Here is a 19,627-nt window from a genome sequence, read left to right as displayed (position 1 = left end):
GCGACGGCCGGCGCCCTCTCGAGGGCGCCGGCCGTCGGCCGGGGGAGCGTCCCGTCGGGTCAGTGGTCGTCCCAGTGCCCCTCGTGGGCGGCGTGGTGGTGGCCGTCGTGCACGTAGTCGATGTGGCCCTCGTGGGGCACGGCCACGTGTCCGCAGCCCTCGCCGTGCTGGTGGTCGTGGTCGGCGTGGGCGGCGTGGCCGACGGCCACGCACTCGTCGACGTGGCCGGCGTGGGGCTTGTGCAGGTGTCCGTCGTGCACGTAGTCGGTGTGGTCGCCGTGCGGGACGGCGACGTGTCCGCAGCCCTCGCCGTGGGTGTGGGTGTGGTCGTCGTGCGTGCGGTGTTCGGTGGCAGTGGCCATGCGCTGCTCCTGGGGTCTGTTCGGCGGCCTGCGGATGGTGGCGGCGCAGGCCGTGCGTCGCGACATCAATATAAGGCGATTCGTGAACATCTGGCTGAAATGTCGCTGCGGTGGGGGCGTGTGGTCGGTCCGGCCCGGCCCGCGCTCTCGACCGAATTGACCGGACCTTTGCTGCCAAATTGTTTTAGTTGCACATGCTTTGCAGAAACGTGTGGGGTGCGGCTGAAGGCGGCCGCTCACCGAGAAGCAAGGCCCGTACCCCATGCCCACCGCACCTGATTCCGCTCCCGCACGCCCGGCCGCGACCGCCGGACGCGGTTCCACGTGGCACCGCGTCCGCACGTCGATGACCCGGAAGGAGTGGGCCGGCGTCGGCGGGATGGCCGCCTTCATCCTCGCGCTGCACGTCATCGGCTGGTTCACGCTGGTCGTGATCGTCGCGCCGGAGCACTACAGCGTGGGCACCCAGGCCTTCGGCGTAGGTATCGGGGTCACCGCCTACACGCTCGGCATGCGGCACGCCTTCGACGCCGACCACATCGCCGCGATCGACAACACCACCCGCAAACTGATGGGGGAGGGCAGGCGGCCCCTGTCGGTCGGCTTCTGGTTCTCCCTCGGGCACTCCACGGTCGTGTTCGTCCTGGCCCTCCTGCTCTCCGTGGGGGTGAGAGCACTGGCGGACCCCGTCCGGAACGGCGACTCCGGGCTGCACGACATCACCGGTTGGATCGGCACGACCGTCTCCGGAACGTTCCTCTACGTCATCGCGATCATCAACCTGCTGATCCTGGTGGGCATCTGGAAGGTCTTCCGGCGCATGCGGGCCGGCCACTTCGACGAGGCGGCCCTGGAGAAGCAGCTCGACAGTCGCGGCTTCATGAACCGGCTGCTCGGGCGTCTGACGAAGGCCGTCTCCAAGTCGTGGCAGATGTATCCGCTGGGCCTGCTCTTCGGCCTCGGCTTCGACACCGCGACCGAGATCGCGCTGCTCGTGCTCGCCGGTTCGGGTGCCGCCTCCGGGCTGCCCTGGTACGCCATCCTGTGCCTGCCGGTGCTCTTCGCGGCCGGTATGTCGCTCCTGGACACGATCGACGGCTCGTTCATGAACTTCGCCTACGGCTGGGCCCTGTCCAAGCCGGTCCGCAAGGTCTACTACAACCTCACGATGACCGGACTGTCCGTCGCCGTCGCGCTCGTCATCGGCACCGTGGAACTCCTCGGCCTGCTCGCCGACAAGGCGGACCTGCACGGCCGCTTCTGGGGCTGGGTGTCCGGCCTGGACCTGAACACCGTCGGCTACGCCGTCGTCGGCCTGTTCGTCGCCACCTGGGCCGTTGCCGTGGTGGTGTGGAAGGTCGGTCGCATCGAGGAGAAGTGGGAGGCGGGCCTGACCGGCTCGGCGCCGGCGGAGCCGGTCGCCGAATAGTCGCCGACGGCGTCATTATTGCTGCTAGGGTGCACTTGCAACTCGTTCGCAATAAAGCCGAAGGATGATGCCGGCCATGACGGTCTACACGCTCCCGGAACTCCCGTACGACTACGCGGCGCTCGCCCCGGTCATCAGCCCCGAGATCATCGAGCTGCACCACGACAAGCACCACGCGGCCTACGTCAAGGGCGCCAACGACACGCTGGAGCAGCTCGCCGACGCGCGGGACAAGGAGTCGTGGGGCTCGATCAACGGTCTGGAGAAGAACCTGGCCTTCCATCTCTCCGGGCACATCCTGCACAGCATCTACTGGCACAACATGACCGGCGACGGTGGCGGCGAGCCGCTGGAGAAGGACGGCGTGGGGGAGCTGGCCGACGCCATCGCGGAATCGTTCGGTTCCTTCGCGGGCTTCAAGGCGCAGCTGTCCAAGGCCGCGGCCACGACCCAGGGTTCGGGCTGGGGCGTGCTGGCGTACGAGCCGCTGAGCGGCCGCCTGATCGTGGAACAGGTCTACGACCACCAGGGCAACGTCGGCCAGGGCTCCACCCCGATCCTGGTCTTCGACGCCTGGGAGCACGCCTTCTACCTCCAGTACAAGAACCAGAAGGTGGACTTCATCGAGGCGATGTGGAAGGTCGTCAACTGGCAGGACGTGGCCAGGCGCTACACCGCCGCCCAGGAGCGCGGCGACAGCCTGCTGCTCGCGCCGTAACGGCGTAGTCCCCCGGATGTCCTGCTCGTGATCGTCTTCTCACCCTTCACCGGCAGGCGCACCGCGAAGTGCTCCCCGGGCACGCCGCCCGGGGAGCACTTCACCGGTGACCACCTGCCGCGGCTGAGGGCCATCATGGCGTCCCGCTGATCTCCTCCGGCGTGGAGGAACTCGTCGAAGGGGCCGACCGGGCGGTGGTGCCGGAGGTTCAGTCGACGTGCGGCATAAGGGGTGGGCCGTCCTCCTCGACAGCGAGGGCCACGACCCGCAGGAGGGCGGCCAGGTGCCCCAACTCCTCCTTGGCCAGGGGCGCGAGCAGGGTTTCGAGCTGTTCGAGGGTGGCCACCACGCCGTCGAATACCGGAAGCCGCCCGCCCTCGCCTGGTTGGCGCACCGCATCGCCGATCGGCCTTGACCTCGCTACTGTCTCGGTCCGGCCGTCGGTGGAAGCACCAGCCGCCCGGTCGCGTTGAGCGCGGCGAAGGCGCGGCCGGCGCGACGCAGGCGTGGAAGAGCTGACCGGCGGGACCGTCCTCATGGACGCGCCCCGCCGTTGGTACGGGTCGGTTGGGTTAGCGGTGGTTGTGGCGCTCGCAGCGCCGGTCGTGCTGGTGGCGCTTGATCTTGGTGCGGTCGGTGGTGGTGTGGGTCGTGGTGTCGCCGCCCCCGGTGGCACTGGCGGTGTTCGTCACCCGGGCGTGGGCCCTGCAGGAGACGTCGACCTTCAGGGTGATGGGAGGGTAGCTGCTCCCGGCGGGGAGGACGTCGCTACGGGTGCAGGTGAGGGTGTTCAGGGTGCACTTCCATCCCGTGCCACGGATGCTGTCGGCGCTGAGCCCGGCGGGGAGCGTGTCGTGCACGGTGACCGTGGTGCCGTCGGTCGGGGCGGCCCCGGCGGCGTTGCCCACGGTGATGGTGTAGGTGCCGTCCCGCCCCTGGGTGAAGTGCCTGGTGTGGGTCTTGGCGATGGTCAAGGACGGGACCGTGTAGGAGATGGTCACCCGGCCGTTGTGGTTCGCCGTCCCCATCGTCGAAAGCGCGTAGCTCGTGCCGGTACCCGTGGGGGTGGCGAAGCTGCTGCCCCCACCACCCCCGCCTCCACCCGCCGAGGTGCCGTTGCGGTTGACGGCGCCACTGCCGCCGCCCCCGCCGGCGAAGTACCCACCCCCACCGCCTCCACCACCAGCGATGCCACTGGCGGCGCAGCCGCCGTCGAAGCTGCCGCCGGTACCGCCGGTTCCGACCGTGGCACCGGAGAACCCGCTCCCCGGCCCGCCGTTCGTGACCGCACAGAGGGGAACGGTGCCGGCGGCCCCGCCGGCACCGCCGGTACTGGTGCTGGTGCTGCCACCGCCCCCACCCTGCCCCGGCGAAGCCCCAGGGCCGGTGGCACTTCCCGCGGTGCCGCCGGCGGCATCCGGCGTTGTCCCGCCGTGGCCTCCGTTCCCTCCCGTAGAGCCCGCTCCGGTGCCGCCGGCGGCACCGCCGCCCCCGGCGACCACCAGCAGGGAATCGCCCGCACTGATGCTGGAGGCCCCGCCCCCACCCGGACCTTCAAAATGAGAACCACTGAGCGGGAAGCTCCCACCTGGGGCGCCGCCGTTGAACCCGCCTGCACCCGGCGTCCCGGTGCCGGTGCAGCCGGTGCCGCCGGTGCCGCCGACGTTGACGGTGAAGGTCGTCGGTGCGGCGGTCTGCGGGAGGGTGGTGACGACCCGCGCCCCCGTCCCACCGGTCCCCGTGACGGAACAGGGAGTGCCGGTGTTGTCGGCGCCGCCGGCGCCGTCCGCGGTGATCGTGACCACCGCCCCCGCCGGAACCGTCAGGGTCTGCGGGGCGCCGGTGAAGGTGAAGGTCTGCGACGGATCAGCCCTGTGCGCCCGCGCCGGCACGGCCCCCGCCGGCGCGGCGGCCACCGGTGGAGCCGTGGCCGCCAGCAGCGCCATACCGGACAGCAGCGCGCACCCCGCCGATACCACCCCCACACCGCGCTCGCCACGCCGTCCACCCGAGCCGACCGGATCGGACGCACCGACGGCACGAACCGGGGTCGTGCCACCGGCCGGGGCCCTGAACGCGGCCACGTGCCACCGACGGCCGGCCCGGTACCACGGCAAAACACCCTGTCCACGAGCACGAGCGCTCATCCGCGGGTTCACCTCTCCTCACGGCAAAGCGCCCCGCACACCTCACGCGACAAGACGCAGGCATGACAGGGCGCCTGACGGAAAATCATGACAAAACATAATTAGATACCCCGATCCGATTACTTCGAGGTAGCGAGGCAAGGAGAAACCTCGTGTGTCGCAGCGCCCGGCTGTTCCACAGCACAGCGATCTGATGTCGGAGTACTTCCATGCCCGAGCGTTTCAGGTCCTGTTTGCCATGGTCGACCGGTGAGCGCCTGGCCACCTCGTCGGGTTCCAGTTGCGCCCTGGCTCGGCGCACCGCAGGCTGCCCGTATGGACCACACCCCGGAGGCCGGCGTGCTGCCCATTCTGGTGACTGGCGCGGCGGGCGGCGTCGGGGCCGTCGGGCGATCCGTGGTCGAAGGCCTTCGGCAACGGGACCTGCCCGTCCGGGCCATGGTGCGTCGCGATGACGGGCGGGCCCAGGCGCTGCGTGCGACGGGCGCCGAGGTCGTCGTCGGAGACCTGACACGCGCGGGCGACGTCGTCGACGCCCTGGCCGGTTGCGGACGTATGTACTTCGGCATGGGCGTGTCGGCGCAGTATCTGGAGGCCGGCGTGACGGCGGCGGCCGTCGCACGCGCGTACGGGCGGCTGGAAGCGTTCGTGAACATGTCGCAGTTGACGGTCTCCGAGATGGACCTCACCGGCACCTCCGAGTCGGTCCAGCAGCGGCAGCAGTGGCTGGTCGAGCAGGTCCTCGACTGGTCGGGCCTGCCCGTCGTCCAGATCAGGCCCACCGTGTTCCTGGAGAACCCGCTGTTCCGTGTCGGCTTCTCCTCGATTGCGAAGAACGGAAGCATCAGACTGCCCTTCGGCCGGGCCAAGACCTCCCCTGTGGCGGCCGGGGACGTCGCCGCGGTCGTGGAGGAGATCCTGGCCGACCCCGCTCGGCATATCGGCGGGATCTATGAGCTGACCGGTCCGCGTTCGGAGGACCTCGCCGCATTGGCGGCGGAGGTTTCCGCAGCTCTGGGGCGACCGGTCCGTTACACCGACGTCCCATTGCAGGAATGGATCGACGACGATCTCAGGCCTCTGGGGCTGCCGGACCATGTCTTCCAGCACCTGTCCACCATGGCTCGCCTGCACGCGGAGAACCGATACGACCGCAAGGCGGACGGGGTCGAGCAGGTTACCGGGCGGCCTCCTACGGGGGTGGCCGATTACGTCCGTGAGAACCCCGGCTTGTTCAACGTGTCCTCCGCCGAGGGCTGACCGTCGAACAGGCCCAGCCGTCGCCGAGGTCGCGCGACCCCCGCAGTACTGGGCACCAACGCCATGAGGACAGAAGACCATGGAGCGCTTCACACCGGACTACCCGGAAATGATCGTCCCGGTCGGCCATGTCGAGCCCGTACCGCGTCGAATCCGCGGCTATGCGGTGAACCTTCCCGTCTTCGACACCGTGCGGGCGCGCTACGTGTGGCTCTGGCCGGGGTACCCGCAGTACTGCGTGCCTCGCGAAGACATCCGCGACGGTGTCCTCCTCGACGAGGGCCGGATCATGGCGCTACGGATCGGCAGGGCGCGTCGCCACACCCTCCGGCTGGGCGAGCTGACCCGCCCGGGCGCGGCCTGGGAGTGGGCCGATGACGTACCCGGTGTCGCCGGTTTTGTCAGCTTCCGCTGGGAGGCCGTCGACGCCTGGTTCGAAGAGGACGAGCAGGTGTTCGTCCACCCAAGGAGCCCTTACACCCGCGTCGATGCGCTTCGGTCGGGCCGTGGTGTGCGCGTCGTGCTCGACAAAGCCGTGCTCGCGGACGCGCCTTCCTCGGTGATGGTGCTGGAGACAGGGCTCCCCACGCGCTACTACCTCGACCGCGTGCACATCGACTGGACCCGCATGCAGCCGACCGACACCGTCACCAGTTGCCCCTACAAGGGCAACACCAGCGGCTACTGGTCCGCCACCACGGACACCGCCACCCACCCCGACCTCGCCTGGGCCTACGATTTCCCGACCCGGCAGGCAGCGCCCATCGCCGGGCTGGTGGCCTTCCACAACGAGCGCGTGGACCTGTACCTCGACGGCCACCTGCTGCCACGCCCCCCTGCCGTCACCAGAGCCGTGTGGGAGCGGCAGCACCCCGTCTGACCTCCGCACTCCCGGCCGCCTCGGCACCGGGCCGTCCCGAACACGGAACTGGGAGCCGTCAACGGGGGTCGGAGAGCAGGGTGTTGAGTTCCGGGAAGGTGATGCCGCCGGCCAGACAGCCGTAGCCGCCGGTGTCGAAGAGCTCCCGCGCGGCGCGGCGGGCGGCGGCGTACGCGGCCTGCGCAACGCCGGAGCCGACGCTCACGCGGGCCACGCCGAGGGCGCCCAGATCGGCGACGCTCGGGGCGCCGGGGCCGGCCATGACATTCAACGGCACGGAGATGCCCTCGGCCAGAGCCGCGATGGTGGCGGAGTCGGTGACACCGGGCACGAAGACGCCGTCCGCGCCGGCGTCCACGTACAGGCGCGCCCGCGCCAGGGTCTCCTCGAGCCGGGTGTCCGGGTCACCGAGCCCCAACAGGTACGTGTCCACACGGGCGTTGAGGAAGAACTCCACGCCCGCGCGGTCAGCGGTCCGCCGGGCGGCGGCCAGCCGCGTTACGAACTCGGCCGGGGCTCGGGAACCGTCCTCGATGTTGACCCCGGCAGCGCCCGCCGCGAGCACCCCGGTGATGGTCTCGGCGACATCCGCCGCGCTGTGCCCGTACCCGCCCTCGATGTCGGCGGTGACCGGAACCGCGACCGCGGCGGCGACGCGAGAGATCAGCCCCAGTGCCTGGTCGCGACCGAGGACGTCACCGTCCGGCGCCCCCAACGACCAGGCGACGCCGGCACTCGTCGTGGCGATCGCGGCGGCACCCGCGGACTCGATCACCCGGGCGCTCGCGACATCCCAGGCGTTGGCGAGCGCGAGCGGCGCCGCGGACGTGTGCAGAGAACGGAGGAGCCGGGCCTTGGCCGACTGCGTGGTGGTCATGCGCGGAGTCAAACACGTCGTCCGCCCGTCCTCCGGCGGGAAACCGACCTCACGTACAGCCTGCTCCCCATGCCCGCGCGGCGCCCGAAGGGCGTGGGTCAGGTGCAGCGCAGCAGGGTCATGAAGCCGTAGTCCATGTGGAGTTGCTGGTGGCAGTGGAACAGGGACAGGCCCGGCTGGTCGGCGGTGAGCCTCAGTGGACCGCACCGCCCAAGGCCTCCTGGGACTACCGCGCCTTCGCCCGCACGGGTGCCACCACCCGGCGGAGCCGGTGGGAACCGCCGCGGCCGGCGTACTCGACCACGGTGCCCATGCCGTTCCTCCGGTCGCCGTCGGCCAGATCCCCCAGTACCCACACGCCCGGATGGTTCATCTCCACCAGGGCCGAGACGCCGCCTCATCGCCCCGCCGCCTTGTTTCGACATGCTTCTATGTTGACGTTTTTCGATTCAGGGTCCAAGGTTGCATTCACGCACGTCAATACAAGCCGCTCCGGGGCGATTTCCTGCCCCGCTTTCCGGGAGTCACACCATGAGCGAGCAGCCCACCACCCCGCCCGAGTCCACCCCCCTGCGCGAGACCGTCCGTCTGCGCTATGCCGCGGCGGCCGTGAAGGTCGCCGGGGGAGGCACCGCCTGCCGCGGGCCGCAGCCGGTCGAGGTCGACGAGAACTTCGGCGCCACCCTCTACGCCGCCGACGAGCGCGACGCCCTGCCCGCCGAGGCCGTCGCCGCCTCCCTCGGCTGCGGCAACCCCACCGCTGTCGCCGCACTGCGCGAGGGGGAGGACGTCCTCGACCTCGGCTCCGGAGGCGGCATCGACGTCCTGCTCTCCGCCCGCCGCGTCGGCCCCACCGGCATGGCGTACGGCCTGGACATGACCGAGGAGATGCTCGCCCTGGCGCGCGCCAACGCCGAGCGGGCCGGCGCGGCCAACGTCCGGTTCCTCAAGGGCGTCATCGAGGCGATCCCGCTGCCCGCGCACACCGTCGACGTCGTGATCTCCAACTGCGTCATCAACCTGTTCGTCGACAAGCCGGCCGTCTTCGCCGAGACCTTCCGCGTCCTGAAGGGGGGAGGCCGCATCGGCGTCCTGGACGTCGTAGCCGACGACACCCTCACGCCCGGGCAGCGCGCCGAACGCGGTGACTACGTCGGCTGTATCGCCGGCGCGCTGGCCTTCGCCGAATACCGCGCGGGCCTGGAGGCCGCCGGCTTCACCGACGTCGAGATCACCCCGATCCGCACCGTCGCGGACGGCATGCACTCCGCGATCATCCGCGCCACCAAGCCGGTGCCTGCCGAAGCGGTCTCCTGACCGGTCGGCCGGGGCCGGCAGGCGTCTGGGCCCGGCCGGGATCAGGATCGGGTGATCCCGGCCGGGCCCGACGTGGCCGCCACTCAGTCGAGCGTGGCGGCGAACATGCCGGGCTCGTACGAACCGCCCTGCTGGTGCACGATCACGGCGAGCCGGTTGGCCGCGTTGATCAGGGCGACCAGGGCGAGCAGCGCGGCGATCTGGTCGTCGTCGTAGTGCTTGCGCACCTGGGCCCAGGTCTCGTCGGACACCCCCTGGTGGGCGTCGGCGAGCCGGGTCCCCTCCTCGGCGAGCGCCAGGGCGGCCCGCTCGGCCTCGGTGGACACCGTGGACTCACGCCAGACGGCGACCAGGTTGAGCCGGACGGCGGTTTCACCGGCGGCCGCCGCCCAGGCCGGTGCCGGCGAACCGCTTGGCGAACCTGGCGCCGATCTCGTTGTCGAACAGGTTGAACCGGGTGCTCATGATGTCGTCCTCACTCCTCACTCCTCACTTGTCGCGTTGCGCTGGACGAACACGAGATGCCGGCGGCCCGCTCCAGTGACGGATCACCGATATGACGTGCGTCATGCCCCGTGGGTGTCACAGGGCCGCGGCGACCGGCGTCTTGTGCGCGAGGCGTCGTCGAGAGCGAACAGGCGGGAGCAGCCGGTGAAGAGCCAGCGCAGCGAGTGCACAGGGGACACGGCCGGTCGGCCCGCCGACGGGGGACGCGTCGACCCCGCCACCGAGGCGTTCGTCCTCCACCGCAACCTGCTGTTCACGGTCGCCTACGAGATGCTCGGCTCGGCCGCCGACGCGGAGGACGTCCTCCAGGAGAGCTGGCTGCGATGGGCCGCCGTCGATCTCGGCACGGTGCGGGACCGGCGTGCGTACCTGGTCCGGATCACCACGCGCCAGGCGCTGAGCCGGCTGCGCACGCTCGGCCGTCGGCGCGAGTCCTACGTCGGCCCCTGGCTGCCCGAGCCGTTGCTGACCGCCCCGGACGTGGCCGAGGACGTCGAGCTGGCCGACAGCGTCTCGATGGCGATGCTGCTGGTGCTGGAGACACTTACGCCGACGGAGCGGGCGGTGTTCGTGCTGCGCGAGGTGTTCGACCTCGGGTACGACGAGATCGCCGACGCCGTGGACAAGAGCCCGGCCGCGGTCCGCCAGATCGCGCACCGGGCACGGGCCCACGTCGCGGCACGCCGGCCGCGCGAGGTCGTCTCCCCGGCCGAGACCCGGGACGTGCTCGACGCGTTCCAACGGGCGGTCGAAACGGGTGATCTGCAGAGCCTGCTCGACGTCCTCGCGCCGGACGTCGTCCTCCTCGGCGACGGCGGGGGAGTCAGGCAGACCGTGCCGCGGCCCCTCGTGGGGGCCGACAAGGTGGGCCGCCTGCTGGTCACCGGACTCGGCAGGATCACCGGGGCGTCGCTGCGGCCGGCGCAGGTCAACGCCTGCCCGGCGCTGATTCTCCGGATCGGCGGCGCGATCGACACCGTCACGCTCCTGCGGATCGACGGCGGCCTCGTCACCCGGCTCTACGCCGTGCGCAACCCCGAGAAGCACTCCCACATGCACCGGGAGAGCGTCCTCAGCCGCTGAGCCGGGGCCCGGTGGAATCCCCGACCCGAGGAGCGATGAGTTCCGGACGCCGTGGCAGTCCATACGGTCATGACGACTCAGATTCTCACCACTCCCGAGGCCGACCTCGCCTACGACGTCCACGGTCCGCTGCCGACCGCCGACGGACGTCCGCCGCTGCTCATGATCGGCCAGCCCATGGACGCCGGCGGTTTTCGCACCCTGGCGTCGTACTTCCCCGACCGCACCGTGGTCACCTACGACCCGCGCGGTCTCGGCCGCAGTGTCCGCAAGGACGGCCGGGTCGACCACGCGCCCGAGCAGCAGGCCGTCGACGTGCACGCCGTGATCGAGGCGCTCGGAGCGGGCCCGGTCGAGATGTTCGCGAGCAGCGGCGGCGCGGTGACCGCGCTCGCCCTCGTGGCCGCGTACCCCGACGACGTGACCACCCTGGTGGCGCACGAGCCGCCGCTCATCCCGGTACTTCCCGACGCCGCGGCCGCCGAGCGCGCCCGGGCCGCCGTCCGGCAGGCGTACCAGGACCGGGGCTGGGGAGCCGGCATGGCGGCCTTCGTCGCGATGACCTCGTGGCGGGGCGAGTTCACCGACGACTACTTCGCCCGACCCGCCCCGGACCCCGTCGCGTTCGGGATGCCGGCCGAGGACGACGGTTCCCGCGACGACCCGCTGCTCTCCGACCGCTCCTGGGCGGTCAGCGGCTACCGGCCCGACGTCGACGCCCTGACCGCGGCGCGGACCCGGGTCCTGATCGCCGTGGGTGAGGAGTCCCACGACACCCTCACCGGACGCACCTCACAGGCGGCGGCCGAACTGCTCGGTCAGCGGGCGACGGTGTTCCCCAGCCACCACGGTGGTTTCGTCGGCGGCGACTCCGGCTACGCCGGCCGGCCCGAGGACTTCGCACGCAGGCTGCGCGAGGTCCTCGACGAGGCCCGCTGACGGCCGGCCTTCCCGGCGGGGCAGGTGTCAGAACTTGCCTGTCTGCTCCGCCGTTCGGTGCCCCAACTGCCGGCTGAACTCCGCGCAGAAGCGGGCGGAGAGCGGCGGCCACCCCCAGAAGTCGAAGGCGAGGGCGCCCACCGCGAAAGCGGGCTCCCACCGCCACTCGGCGACCGGGACCCGGGCGCCGCAGGCGGAGCAGGGGACGCTGCCCTCACCGGTGTCCTTCCAGGCGGTGAGGGCGTCCCTGAACGGCCGCCAGACCTCCTCGTCCGCCTCGAACGACTCGGGGTAGTCGATGATCACGATCTTGGTCTCGCACCGCGGGCAGACGGCGTACTCCGCCTCGTCCTCTCCTTGGCCCCCGCAATGGTGGCCGCGGCCGACGATCACGGCCACCGGGCCCGGCCGCCAGTTCGGGTCGGAGGAGTCGGCCACGGCCCGCGCCCAGTTCGCGCCCGGCACATGGCCCTCGTCCACGTTCGCGCTGTACACCCCGTCGCCGGACGTCTCACGCGTGATCAGACCCTCGGTGACCATCCAGTCGACCATCCGCTCCGCGAGCGGCCCGGCCTCCTCGCCGGTCACCTCGACATCGACGATCCGCTCGAAGAAGTCCCCCATCGTCCTTCCGCTCCTCTCGATGGTTGTCCGTCACTGTGTCACCCCCCTCCGACAACGCCGCGGCCCCGGCTCGGGTGCCGGAACCGCCCCGAGCGACCGGGGGACGGCGCCAAGACGGGTGGCGCGGTCGGCGATGTCGAGGAGTTGTCGCTCCTCGTGGTGGCGGACGACGAGTTGGAGACCGACAGGTGCTCTCTGGGCCGTGATCCCCGCCGGAAGACTGAGCGCTGGATGCCCGCTGAGGTTGAACGCCCAGGTCAGGGCGACGCTCATCCGTGCCCCTGGCCCGTCGTGGCCGTGCGGGGGGTGAGGCGTGGTGGGCGTGAGGACGACGTCGGCTCGCCGGAAGCAGTCGCGCAGCCGCTCCTCGTTGGTGGTGACGACCCTGCTGACATCCTCGGTCGAGGAAGGCACCCCCGCGCGGAGGGCCGTCCAGGCAGGGGCGGGGTCGAGGAGCGCCAGGCCGGAGTCTTCGGCGAGGGTGACCAGTCCGGCCTCCGCGAGACGTTCCGCCGAGCGGCGGGCGACGGCGGCGACCGCCGGACTGGTGTCCGCGTATCCCAAAGTGGCCGACCAGACGGCTCTCAGCGGGTACGTGGAGCGGACGGCCGGCACCGGCGGCTCGGCCACCGCGTCGAGATAGGCGAGGGCGTCGCGCGGGTCGCCCACCAGGACGCCGGGCGAGTTCAAACCCGCCCGATCACGGGCCGGGAGCCGGCCATGGGTGGGCTTGAAGCCGACGATGCCGCACCATGCGGCGGGGATGCGTACCGATCCGGCACCGTCGGACCCACTGGCGAGGGGGACGAGTCCGGCGGCGACCGCGGCCGCCGAACCCGCGGACGAGCCGCCGGGTGACCACGCCGGGTCGAACGGGTTGAGGGTGGGACCCCGGTCCGTGTGCCCGTAGGTCTGCCAGCCACGGCCGGTACGCGGCACCGAGGTCGCACCGACCGGCACGCACCCGGCGGCCACCAGCCGGGTGTTCTGGTAGGAGCCGGGGCCTTCGCCCGTCTTGACGCCGATCGGCACACCCGCGAGAGGCAGTACGGCGCCGCGGGCGAGCCGCGCGTCGACGTCGGCCGCGTGAGTGAGCGCCTGCTCCGCCCAGACCTCGGTGAACGCGCGTACGGCGTGGTCGACTTCGGCGATACGGGCCAGGGCGGCCCCGGCGACGTCGACGGCCGTCACGTCGCCGTGCCGCACATGACGCGCGATGTCCAGGGCGGACAGATCCGCGTACTCGCCGGTGCTGATCACCTTCGCTCTCCTCGCTCAGAACCTCCACCGCGTACGGGTGTACACCCCGTTGTCCCGGCCGAAGCCGTACGCCGCGATCACTTCCTCCAGCAGCGCCGGATCGGCGACCTGTTCCGCCGTGCCCTCGACCACGAGGTCAAGCCCTTCGGTGAGCGAGTTTCCCCTCCGGTGGCCGCCGGCAGGGAAGGGGTGGCCGAGTGCTCTCACGTCACTTTCTCGTGTACGTGACGATGCTGACGCCGGAGTCGAAGTGGCGGCGCGCGGTCGGCAGGAACCCGATCGGGGCGAACGGGCCGTCGAACAGCGGGATGCCGGTGCCGATGACGACCGGATTGCGCTTGATGATCAGTTCGTCGATCTCGTCGCGGAGCGCGCCGGCCAGCTTGCCGCCGCCCGCGAGCCAGATGCCCATGCCGTCCCGCTTCTTCAGATCGCGTACCAGCTCGGCCGGGTCGTCGGCGACGACCTCCACCTCCGGGTCGGGGGAGGTCAGGGTGCGGGAGACGACGTACTGCTTCAGGTGGGCGTATGGGCTGGTGATGCCTGCCTTCAGGGCGGGCTCATAGGTGCCGCGACCCATGATCACGGTGTCGAAGTGCCGGTGAGGGGTTTCGGTCAGGCCGAACGGCCCGCGCACGTGCGCCGGCATGGTCTCGGGATACTCGGCGAGGATCGCCTCCCGGACCTCCCCTTCGAAGGGGAAGAAGTCGTAAGTGCCGTCCGGGGCGGCTATGTAGCCGTCGAGGGTGGCGGCGACGTAGTAGGTGAGTCTGCGCATCCGGTCTCTCTTCTTCTGTGATGACGCGGCGGGGGCCGGGGTTTGTCCGGACCCCTGTATGCCACTGCATCTGATGTACTGTGGTTGAAGTGGTTTGAACCTAGTGCTGCATCCGCAGCGGTGTCAATGAATTTGCCTGGAGCTGTCGTTGCGTCAGAACCCTTCCCGCCGCACCGCGTTGCTCGACGCCGCCATCGAGGTCCTCGCCCGTGAGGGCTCCCGGGGCCTGACGCTGCGCGCCGTCGACAAGGAGGCGGCCGTGCCCACCGGGACGGCGTCCAACTACTTCGCCAACCGCGCCGACATGCTGGCCCAGGTCATGGGACGCACCCGTGAACGCCTGACCCCCGATCCGGCCGAACTGGCCGGCACGATGGACGCCCAGCCGTCGCACGAGCTGGTCAGGACCCTGATGTCACAGCTCGTCGACCGCACGCGTCGCGAGCGCAGCAGTCACCTGGCCATGCTCGAACTGCGCCTGGAGGCCACCCGGCGGCCCGAACTCCACGCGGAACTCACGTGCTTCCTCACCGCCGAACTCGACGCCAACATCGACTTCCATTTGGGGCGCGGCCTGCCCGGCGACCGCACCGGGGTGGTCCTGCTCTACCTGGCCATGCTGGGACTGATCGTCGACGACCTGACCGTCCCGGAACTCCTCACGCCGCACCGGCTCGACGCCCTGATCGACGCCATGGTGAAGCGACTGCTGCCGGGAGAAGCCGCCTGACCATTCGGGCTGCACCTCGCAGGTATAGGTGCCGTCCACGCGCAGCACCGGTGTGCGCGCCGCGGGCAGTTGCGGCATTCCCACTGCCCCGCCCGCGCCGGGAACGACCGCGTGCACTGAACGTGTGCTGCCGCTCATCCGGTGTCGGGCAGGCACCCGGGACAGCCGGCGGCATCGGCCCTGTGCCGGGCCCGTCGCGCGTTCTCTTCGCGGACCGAGGCCAGCCACCGCCACGGTCCGATCTCGTCCAGGGTCAGGCCGGGGCACGCCAGTTGATGGGGGATGCGGCAGGTGGTGCCGGGTGGCGGTTCGCCCAGGCCGCCGTTCCACGCCGTGCCGTCGGTGTCGACGTGCCAGCGGTGGCCGCCGGGAACCAGGTGGGCGGGCACGATGTGCCGGGGTTCGAGCAGGACGTGGTGCCCGGTGTACGTGGCGCGCCGTTCTCCCGCCAGACCGCAGTGCGGGCACAGGGGCGGAGCAGGCGGCTCGGGCCCCGTGGCGCCGTCGCAGGCGGCCTGGGCACGGTCGACCTCCTCCCACGACCGGTTACCGGCAAGCGGCGGCCACGTGCCGGCGCGGTCGACGGGGTCGCCCAACGAGGTGAAGGCCGCTTCGTGCGGATCCGGATCCCCCATGGTTCCGAGCGTGCAGCAGGGGAGGGGAGCGGGGCAGGGCGCGCTCCGGTCGCAGAGGGAGCAAACGAACGGGGCACGCAGGCGCGGCCGGCGGCCGTCCGTCGGCCCTGACGGACACCACACCGCACCCGCGGCACCACCGCTGCCTGCCGTCTCCGCCCGGGAGTACGGGCCTGCCCTGGAGCCCGTGCTCCAGGGCAGGCACGGGAGTCAGGCCGCGGCCAGAGCTTCCGTCGGGGGCAGCCGCGCCGCGCGCAGGGCCGGGTAGAAGCCGGCCAGGCCGCCGATGAGCAGGGTCGCACCGACGCCGCCGGCCATCGCCCAGGGCGGCACCACGGAGGGCCAGCCCTGGTAGGCGGCGTAGCCCACGGTGACCGCGATGCCCAGGGCCACGCCACCGACGCCGCCCAGGGTGGACAGCAGCAGTGACTCGCACAGGAACTGGGTGCGGATCTGGCCGCGGGTGGCGCCCAGGGAACGCCTGAGACCGATCTCCGCACGGCGTTCCAGCACGGAGATGACCATGGTGTTGGCGACGCCGACCCCGCCGACGAGCAGCGCCACGGCGCCGAGGCCGAGGAGCAGCCCGCCGAGGGTGTCGTCGGTGGCCTGCTTGGCGGCGAGCGCGTCGGAGGGCCGGGAGACGTCGACCTCGTTGGGGTTCTCCGGGTTGGCGGTGGCGCCGAGTACGGACTGGACGTCGGCGACGGCCCCCTCCTCGGCCCTGGTGTAGACGGTCGTCGGGTATCCGTCGTACCCCAGCTCGCTCTGTGCGACGGGCCAGCCGACCAGCGCCGAGGAGTCCAGCTCGGGGGCGAGTTCGTTGGGCGCGAGGAGGCCGACGACGGTGAACCACCGTCCGCCCAGCCACACCTGGTCCCCGGCCCGGAACACGCCGAGCTGCTCGGCGGCGCGGGCGCCGAGGACGGTGGCCGGGTACCGGACGTCGGCGGAGCTCAGCCAGTGGCCGGCCACGATCTCGGCGCCGACGGTCTTCGGCAGGTCGGTGCGGGCGGCGCAGACGCTGATGCCCCCGGTCCGCACCGCCGGGATGTGGTCGTTGCGGTAGACCTTGGCGTCCGTCCGGCCGATCGCCGACACCGACTCCACCGCCTCGATGCCGCCGACCATCCGCACGGCCTCCTGCGGCAGACGGGCCTGGCCGCCGGCGAACGTCTGACCGGGGGAGACGGTGAGCAGGTTGGTGCCCAGCGCCGCCAGTCTGCGGTTCAGTTCCTCCTGGCTGGAGGTGGAGATGCCGACCACCCCGATCATCGCGGCGATGCCGATGGCGATGCCCAGCGCGGACAGGAACACCCGCATCGGACGGGAGCGCAGGCCGGACCCACCGACCCGGAGGACGTCGGCGGGGCTCATCCGCGCGGGCCGGGGGCGCGGCAGCGGCACGGTACTCATACGCCCACCTCGTCGCGGGCCGGAGCCGGTGCGCCCGAGTCGTGTGCGACGCGGCCGTCCTTGAGGCGGACCTCCCGCGGCAGCGAGGCCGCGATGTCCCGGTCGTGGGTGATGACCACGACGGTCGTTCCGGCGGAGTGCAGCTCGTGCAGCAGCTCCATCACCACGGCGCCGGAGCGGGAGTCCAGCGCGCCGGTCGGCTCGTCGGCCAGCAGCAGCGGCGGGTCGCCGAGCACGGCGCGTGCGATGGCCACGCGCTGCTTCTCCCCGCCCGAGAGCTGGTGCGGCTCGTTGAAGAGCCGGTGGCCCAGACCGACCCGGCGCAGCGCCGCCTCGGCCAGACGGCGGCGTTCGCGCAACGGACGGCCGCTGTAGAGCAGGCCGTCGGCGACGGAGTCCACGGCCGGGACGCCGGGGGCGAGATGGAAGGCCTGGAAGACGAACCCGATGGTGCCGGCGCGCAGCGCGGACAGCTCCCGGTCGCTCAACGCGCCGACGTCGTGGCCGTCGACGCGCACGGTGCCGGAGGTCGGGCGGCTGAGGGTGCCCATGATGTTGAGCAGGGTGGACTTGCCGGAACCGGACGGTCCGACGATGGCGAGCAACTCGCCGCGGTGAACGGTCAGATCGGCGTCGGCCAGGGCGGCCACCACCCCGTAGGCCTTGGACACCGCGGTCAGTTCGACGACGGGCGGTATCACTGGGGGACCCCCACGACCAGGCCCTCGGTGATGCCGTCGCCGGAGATCTCGACCATGCCGTTGGCGAACATGCCGAGTTTCACGGGGAGGTACTCGACCTGACCGCCGCGTACGGCCTGTACGGCGTAGCCGTCCTCCCGCCGTGCGGTCAGCGCCTCGACCGGTACGGCGAGAACGTCCTCGCGGGTCTCGGCCTCGAGGGTCACGTCGACCGGTGCGGCCTGGTAACGCCCCAGCTTCTTCTGGTTCTTGACGGAGAGCTGGACCGGCAGGGTGGCCTTCGGGGAGCCGCCGGAACCGCCGGAGCCCCGGCCGCCACCGCTGCCGTCGGACGCGGCGGTGGCGGCGGTGCCGACGTCGGTGACCGTGGCCTCCACCGACGTGCCGTCCGGGAGCCGGACGGTGGCCTTCGTGCCGTCGTCGACGAGGTCCTCGTAGCGCACGTCGAGGTCGACGCCGATGCTCCGTTCGGTGCCGCTCCAGGTCAGGATCTCGCCCGTGGGCGTGGTGCCGACCGCGGCCCCGACCTCGGCGACGCGCCGGGCGCCGGGGGCGACCACGGCCTCGCCGGGTGCCACGGTCCCGGTCTGCTCGCGGCCCAGGTCGTCCTGCCATGCCCTGACCGCCTCGGCGGTGGCGGATGTGTACGCGTTGTCCACGGTGAAGCCGGTGTAGCCGAGCTCGGCCAGGTTCTTCTCCAGCATCGCCACGTCCTTGCCCTCACTGCCCACACGGAGTGTGCGGTACAGCGGAATCGAGCCGTACAGCAACGGCACCTTCTGGTCGTCCACGCTGTAGACGGACTCGCCGCGCCGGATGGTGTCGCCCTCGCCGGGCAGTGCCGTGACGATCCCTGCGCCTGGGCTGTCGGCGCTGTGCCCGGACCTGCCGCCCTGCGCGTCCCCACCGGGGGAGCCCGAGGCGGCGCCGGGTGCCTGGACCGGGGTCGCGGTGCCGTAGCCGAGGGTGCCCTCCACGGTCTGGGTGCGCGTCAGCGTCCTCAGCTCGACCTCGGCCGTCCTTGACGGCCCGGAGGGCGCGGCCGAGGGCTGGTCGTCCCCGCCGCCGTCCAGGGCCCCGGTGGCGGCCACCTCCGCGGCCCCGGCGACGCTCAGGGCGGCGAGCACGATCAGCGCGGTGCGCATCGGCCGCCGCCTGCGCCGGCGGGGTGCGGGATCGGCCGAAGGAGCGGTGCCGTTGGGGCGGACCGCCGACGGCATGTCGGTCGGGTCGGTGTGACCGAGCCGGTCGGTCCGGTCGATCGGGTCGCCGTGATCGCCTTGTGCGATCGCGTCGGTGTGGTTGGTGCGGTTCTGGAGAGTCACTGGCCGCCCCCGCCGCCCGTGATCATGATGCCGCCGGAGGGCCGCTTGTCCTGGCAGGCCTGCATCGCCTCCTGGAACGTGCCGCTCTGCGGGTCGAGGCCGCTCATGTCGATCTGTAGGGAGCCGCCCTGGATCTCCGGGTCGGGGAAGTCGGGCACGCCGTTCTTCCGTATGCACGCCGCCCACGCGGCCGCCTTCGCCGGGTCGATCGTGCCACCGCCGGCGCTCTGACCCTGCGGGGACAGGTCCTGGCAGGCTTCCCGCGCCTTCTCGAACTCACCGGAGCCGGGATCCAGGCCACTGTCCGGGCCGATCTTGATGCCGCCGTCCTCGGACGGGTCCGGGAAGTTCGCGACGCCGTTGTCGCGCATGCACTGGGAGTAGGCCAGCGCCCGGTCCTGGGAGCTGGTGGGGGACGCGCTCGCCTTGCCGGAGGCCGCCGCGCCCGCCGGCTCCGGAGAGGAGTCCGAGCAGCCCGTCAGCAGCGCCCCGGCGAGCAGCAGGGAAGCCACCGGCAAGGCCCGTACGGCTTTCCGTTCGTGTGTTTTGACCATGGGGCCAAGAGCTACAGGTGAGGCGGTTACACCACGGGAACGTCCACTGTTATGCCGGTGTAACCTCCCGTCCTGCATCCTTGTC

At 71.6% G+C, this 19,627-nt stretch carries 24 protein-coding genes and 1 pseudogene; 9 read left to right on the top strand and 16 right to left on the bottom strand.

Features of this window, described 5'->3' with window-relative positions:
* Positions 1 to 59: 59 nt before the first annotated feature.
* On the bottom strand, positions 60 to 362 hold the full coding sequence (locus ACTYVM_RS32570) for a hypothetical protein (protein WP_445529420.1): 303 nt from the start codon (positions 360 to 362) through the stop codon (positions 60 to 62).
* Between the two features lie 262 nt (positions 363 to 624).
* Between ACTYVM_RS32570 and nicT the strand changes: the two genes are divergently transcribed.
* From nicT to ACTYVM_RS32555, 3 genes are all read left to right on the top strand, one after another.
* Positions 625 to 1,791: a Nickel transporter NicT gene (gene nicT, locus ACTYVM_RS32565; RefSeq protein WP_445529419.1), complete on the top strand. Its 1,167-nt coding sequence runs from the start codon at positions 625 to 627 to the stop codon at positions 1,789 to 1,791.
* A gap of 76 nt (positions 1,792 to 1,867) precedes the next feature.
* Positions 1,868 to 2,509 carry a superoxide dismutase gene (locus tag ACTYVM_RS32560; RefSeq protein ID WP_445529418.1) on the top strand — a complete coding sequence of 214 codons (642 nt, stop codon included), beginning with the start codon at positions 1,868 to 1,870 and terminating at the stop codon, positions 2,507 to 2,509.
* A gap of 27 nt (positions 2,510 to 2,536) precedes the next feature.
* Positions 2,537 to 2,659, top strand: a complete 123-nt coding sequence (locus ACTYVM_RS32555) for a hypothetical protein (protein WP_445529417.1) — start codon at positions 2,537 to 2,539, stop codon at positions 2,657 to 2,659.
* A 58-nt stretch (positions 2,660 to 2,717) separates the two neighbouring features.
* On the opposite strand, the gene ACTYVM_RS32550 is transcribed toward ACTYVM_RS32555, so the two are convergent.
* Together ACTYVM_RS32550 and ACTYVM_RS32545 are read right to left on the bottom strand one after the other, a co-directional pair.
* Entirely contained in the window at positions 2,718 to 2,903 is a 186-nt protein-coding gene (locus tag ACTYVM_RS32550) for a hypothetical protein (RefSeq protein ID WP_445529416.1), read from the bottom strand.
* A 178-nt stretch (positions 2,904 to 3,081) separates the two neighbouring features.
* Positions 3,082 to 4,494 (bottom strand): hypothetical protein, encoded by a 1,413-nt coding sequence (locus tag ACTYVM_RS32545; protein ID WP_445529415.1) that lies wholly within the window; start codon positions 4,492 to 4,494, stop codon positions 3,082 to 3,084.
* Positions 4,495 to 4,971: 477 nt separating this feature from the next.
* Between ACTYVM_RS32545 and ACTYVM_RS32540 the strand changes: the two genes are divergently transcribed.
* Together ACTYVM_RS32540 and ACTYVM_RS32535 are read left to right on the top strand one after the other, a co-directional pair.
* The gene (locus ACTYVM_RS32540) at positions 4,972 to 5,916 is read left to right on the top strand and encodes an NmrA family NAD(P)-binding protein (RefSeq protein WP_445529414.1); all 945 of its coding nucleotides are present in this window, start codon (positions 4,972 to 4,974) and stop codon (positions 5,914 to 5,916) included.
* Positions 5,917 to 5,995: 79 nt separating this feature from the next.
* Positions 5,996 to 6,796 carry a DUF427 domain-containing protein gene (locus ACTYVM_RS32535; RefSeq protein ID WP_445529413.1) on the top strand — a complete coding sequence of 267 codons (801 nt, stop codon included), beginning with the start codon at positions 5,996 to 5,998 and terminating at the stop codon, positions 6,794 to 6,796.
* Between the two features lie 58 nt (positions 6,797 to 6,854).
* Here the strand turns inward: ACTYVM_RS32535 and ACTYVM_RS32530 are convergent, their stop codons facing one another.
* The 3 genes from ACTYVM_RS32530 to ACTYVM_RS32520 all read right to left on the bottom strand — a co-directional run bounded on the left by ACTYVM_RS32530 (position 6,855) and on the right by ACTYVM_RS32520 (position 8,031).
* Positions 6,855 to 7,673: an isocitrate lyase/PEP mutase family protein gene (locus ACTYVM_RS32530; protein WP_445529412.1), complete on the bottom strand. Its 819-nt coding sequence runs from the start codon at positions 7,671 to 7,673 to the stop codon at positions 6,855 to 6,857.
* Between the two features lie 98 nt (positions 7,674 to 7,771).
* Entirely contained in the window at positions 7,772 to 7,870 is a 99-nt protein-coding gene (locus ACTYVM_RS32525; RefSeq protein ID WP_445529464.1) for a multicopper oxidase domain-containing protein, read from the bottom strand.
* A 29-nt stretch (positions 7,871 to 7,899) separates the two neighbouring features.
* Positions 7,900 to 8,031: a hypothetical protein gene (locus tag ACTYVM_RS32520; RefSeq protein WP_445529465.1), complete on the bottom strand. Its 132-nt coding sequence runs from the start codon at positions 8,029 to 8,031 to the stop codon at positions 7,900 to 7,902.
* Between the two features lie 173 nt (positions 8,032 to 8,204).
* Here ACTYVM_RS32520 and arsM point away from each other — a divergent pair, with 173 nt between their 5' ends.
* A complete protein-coding gene (gene arsM / locus ACTYVM_RS32515; RefSeq protein ID WP_445529411.1) occupies positions 8,205 to 8,990 on the top strand; it encodes an arsenite methyltransferase in 786 nt (261 codons plus the stop codon).
* An 83-nt stretch (positions 8,991 to 9,073) separates the two neighbouring features.
* Here the strand turns inward: arsM and ACTYVM_RS32510 are convergent.
* Positions 9,074 to 9,455, bottom strand: a pseudogene (locus ACTYVM_RS32510) (carboxymuconolactone decarboxylase family protein).
* Positions 9,456 to 9,641: 186 nt separating this feature from the next.
* On the opposite strand from ACTYVM_RS32510, the gene ACTYVM_RS32505 reads away from it, so the two are divergent.
* Together ACTYVM_RS32505 and ACTYVM_RS32500 are read left to right on the top strand one after the other, a co-directional pair.
* On the top strand, positions 9,642 to 10,580 hold the full coding sequence (locus ACTYVM_RS32505; protein WP_445529410.1) for an RNA polymerase sigma-70 factor: 939 nt from the start codon (positions 9,642 to 9,644) through the stop codon (positions 10,578 to 10,580).
* 69 nt (positions 10,581 to 10,649) lie between these two features.
* Positions 10,650 to 11,519 (top strand): alpha/beta fold hydrolase, encoded by an 870-nt coding sequence (locus ACTYVM_RS32500; RefSeq protein WP_445529409.1) that lies wholly within the window; start codon positions 10,650 to 10,652, stop codon positions 11,517 to 11,519.
* A gap of 27 nt (positions 11,520 to 11,546) precedes the next feature.
* On the opposite strand, the gene ACTYVM_RS32495 is transcribed toward ACTYVM_RS32500, so the two are convergent.
* From ACTYVM_RS32495 to ACTYVM_RS32480, 4 genes are read right to left on the bottom strand one after another with little or no spacing between them, the layout of a single operon-like run.
* Positions 11,547 to 12,143, bottom strand: coding sequence for a hypothetical protein (locus ACTYVM_RS32495; protein ID WP_445529408.1), 597 nt, complete (start codon positions 12,141 to 12,143; stop codon positions 11,547 to 11,549).
* A 30-nt stretch (positions 12,144 to 12,173) separates the two neighbouring features.
* A complete protein-coding gene (locus ACTYVM_RS32490; protein ID WP_445529463.1) occupies positions 12,174 to 13,400 on the bottom strand; it encodes an amidase in 1,227 nt (408 codons plus the stop codon).
* An 18-nt stretch (positions 13,401 to 13,418) separates the two neighbouring features.
* Complete coding sequence (locus ACTYVM_RS32485; RefSeq protein WP_445529407.1) at positions 13,419 to 13,610, bottom strand: hypothetical protein; 192 nt, start codon at positions 13,608 to 13,610, stop codon at positions 13,419 to 13,421.
* A 1-nt stretch (position 13,611) separates the two neighbouring features.
* Positions 13,612 to 14,181, bottom strand: a complete 570-nt coding sequence (locus ACTYVM_RS32480) for a dihydrofolate reductase family protein (RefSeq protein ID WP_445529406.1) — start codon at positions 14,179 to 14,181, stop codon at positions 13,612 to 13,614.
* Between the two features lie 148 nt (positions 14,182 to 14,329).
* On the opposite strand from ACTYVM_RS32480, the gene ACTYVM_RS32475 reads away from it, so the two are divergent.
* Entirely contained in the window at positions 14,330 to 14,911 is a 582-nt protein-coding gene (locus tag ACTYVM_RS32475; RefSeq protein WP_445529405.1) for a TetR/AcrR family transcriptional regulator, read from the top strand.
* 134 nt (positions 14,912 to 15,045) lie between these two features.
* On the opposite strand, the gene ACTYVM_RS32470 is transcribed toward ACTYVM_RS32475, so the two are convergent.
* From ACTYVM_RS32470 to ACTYVM_RS32450, 5 genes are all read right to left on the bottom strand, one after another.
* The gene (locus tag ACTYVM_RS32470) at positions 15,046 to 15,546 is read right to left on the bottom strand and encodes a DUF6083 domain-containing protein (RefSeq protein ID WP_445529404.1); all 501 of its coding nucleotides are present in this window, start codon (positions 15,544 to 15,546) and stop codon (positions 15,046 to 15,048) included.
* 210 nt (positions 15,547 to 15,756) lie between these two features.
* The gene (locus tag ACTYVM_RS32465; RefSeq protein ID WP_445529403.1) at positions 15,757 to 16,962 is read right to left on the bottom strand and encodes an ABC transporter permease; all 1,206 of its coding nucleotides are present in this window, start codon (positions 16,960 to 16,962) and stop codon (positions 15,757 to 15,759) included.
* A complete protein-coding gene (locus tag ACTYVM_RS32460; protein WP_445529402.1) occupies positions 16,959 to 17,663 on the bottom strand; it encodes an ABC transporter ATP-binding protein in 705 nt (234 codons plus the stop codon). Before ACTYVM_RS32460 ends, ACTYVM_RS32465 begins: the two co-directional genes overlap by 4 nt.
* The gene (locus ACTYVM_RS32455; RefSeq protein ID WP_445529401.1) at positions 17,660 to 18,988 is read right to left on the bottom strand and encodes a peptidoglycan-binding protein; all 1,329 of its coding nucleotides are present in this window, start codon (positions 18,986 to 18,988) and stop codon (positions 17,660 to 17,662) included. Before ACTYVM_RS32455 ends, ACTYVM_RS32460 begins: the two co-directional genes overlap by 4 nt.
* Entirely contained in the window at positions 18,985 to 19,500 is a 516-nt protein-coding gene (locus tag ACTYVM_RS32450) for a hypothetical protein (protein ID WP_445529400.1), read from the bottom strand. The genes ACTYVM_RS32455 and ACTYVM_RS32450 overlap by 4 nt, the downstream gene beginning before the upstream one ends.
* Positions 19,501 to 19,627: the final 127 nt, after the last annotated feature.

The organism is Streptomyces cyslabdanicus, assembly GCF_052663305.1.
Note: the sequence above shows the minus strand (reverse complement) of the source record. Positions and strands in the feature narration are given on the sequence as shown.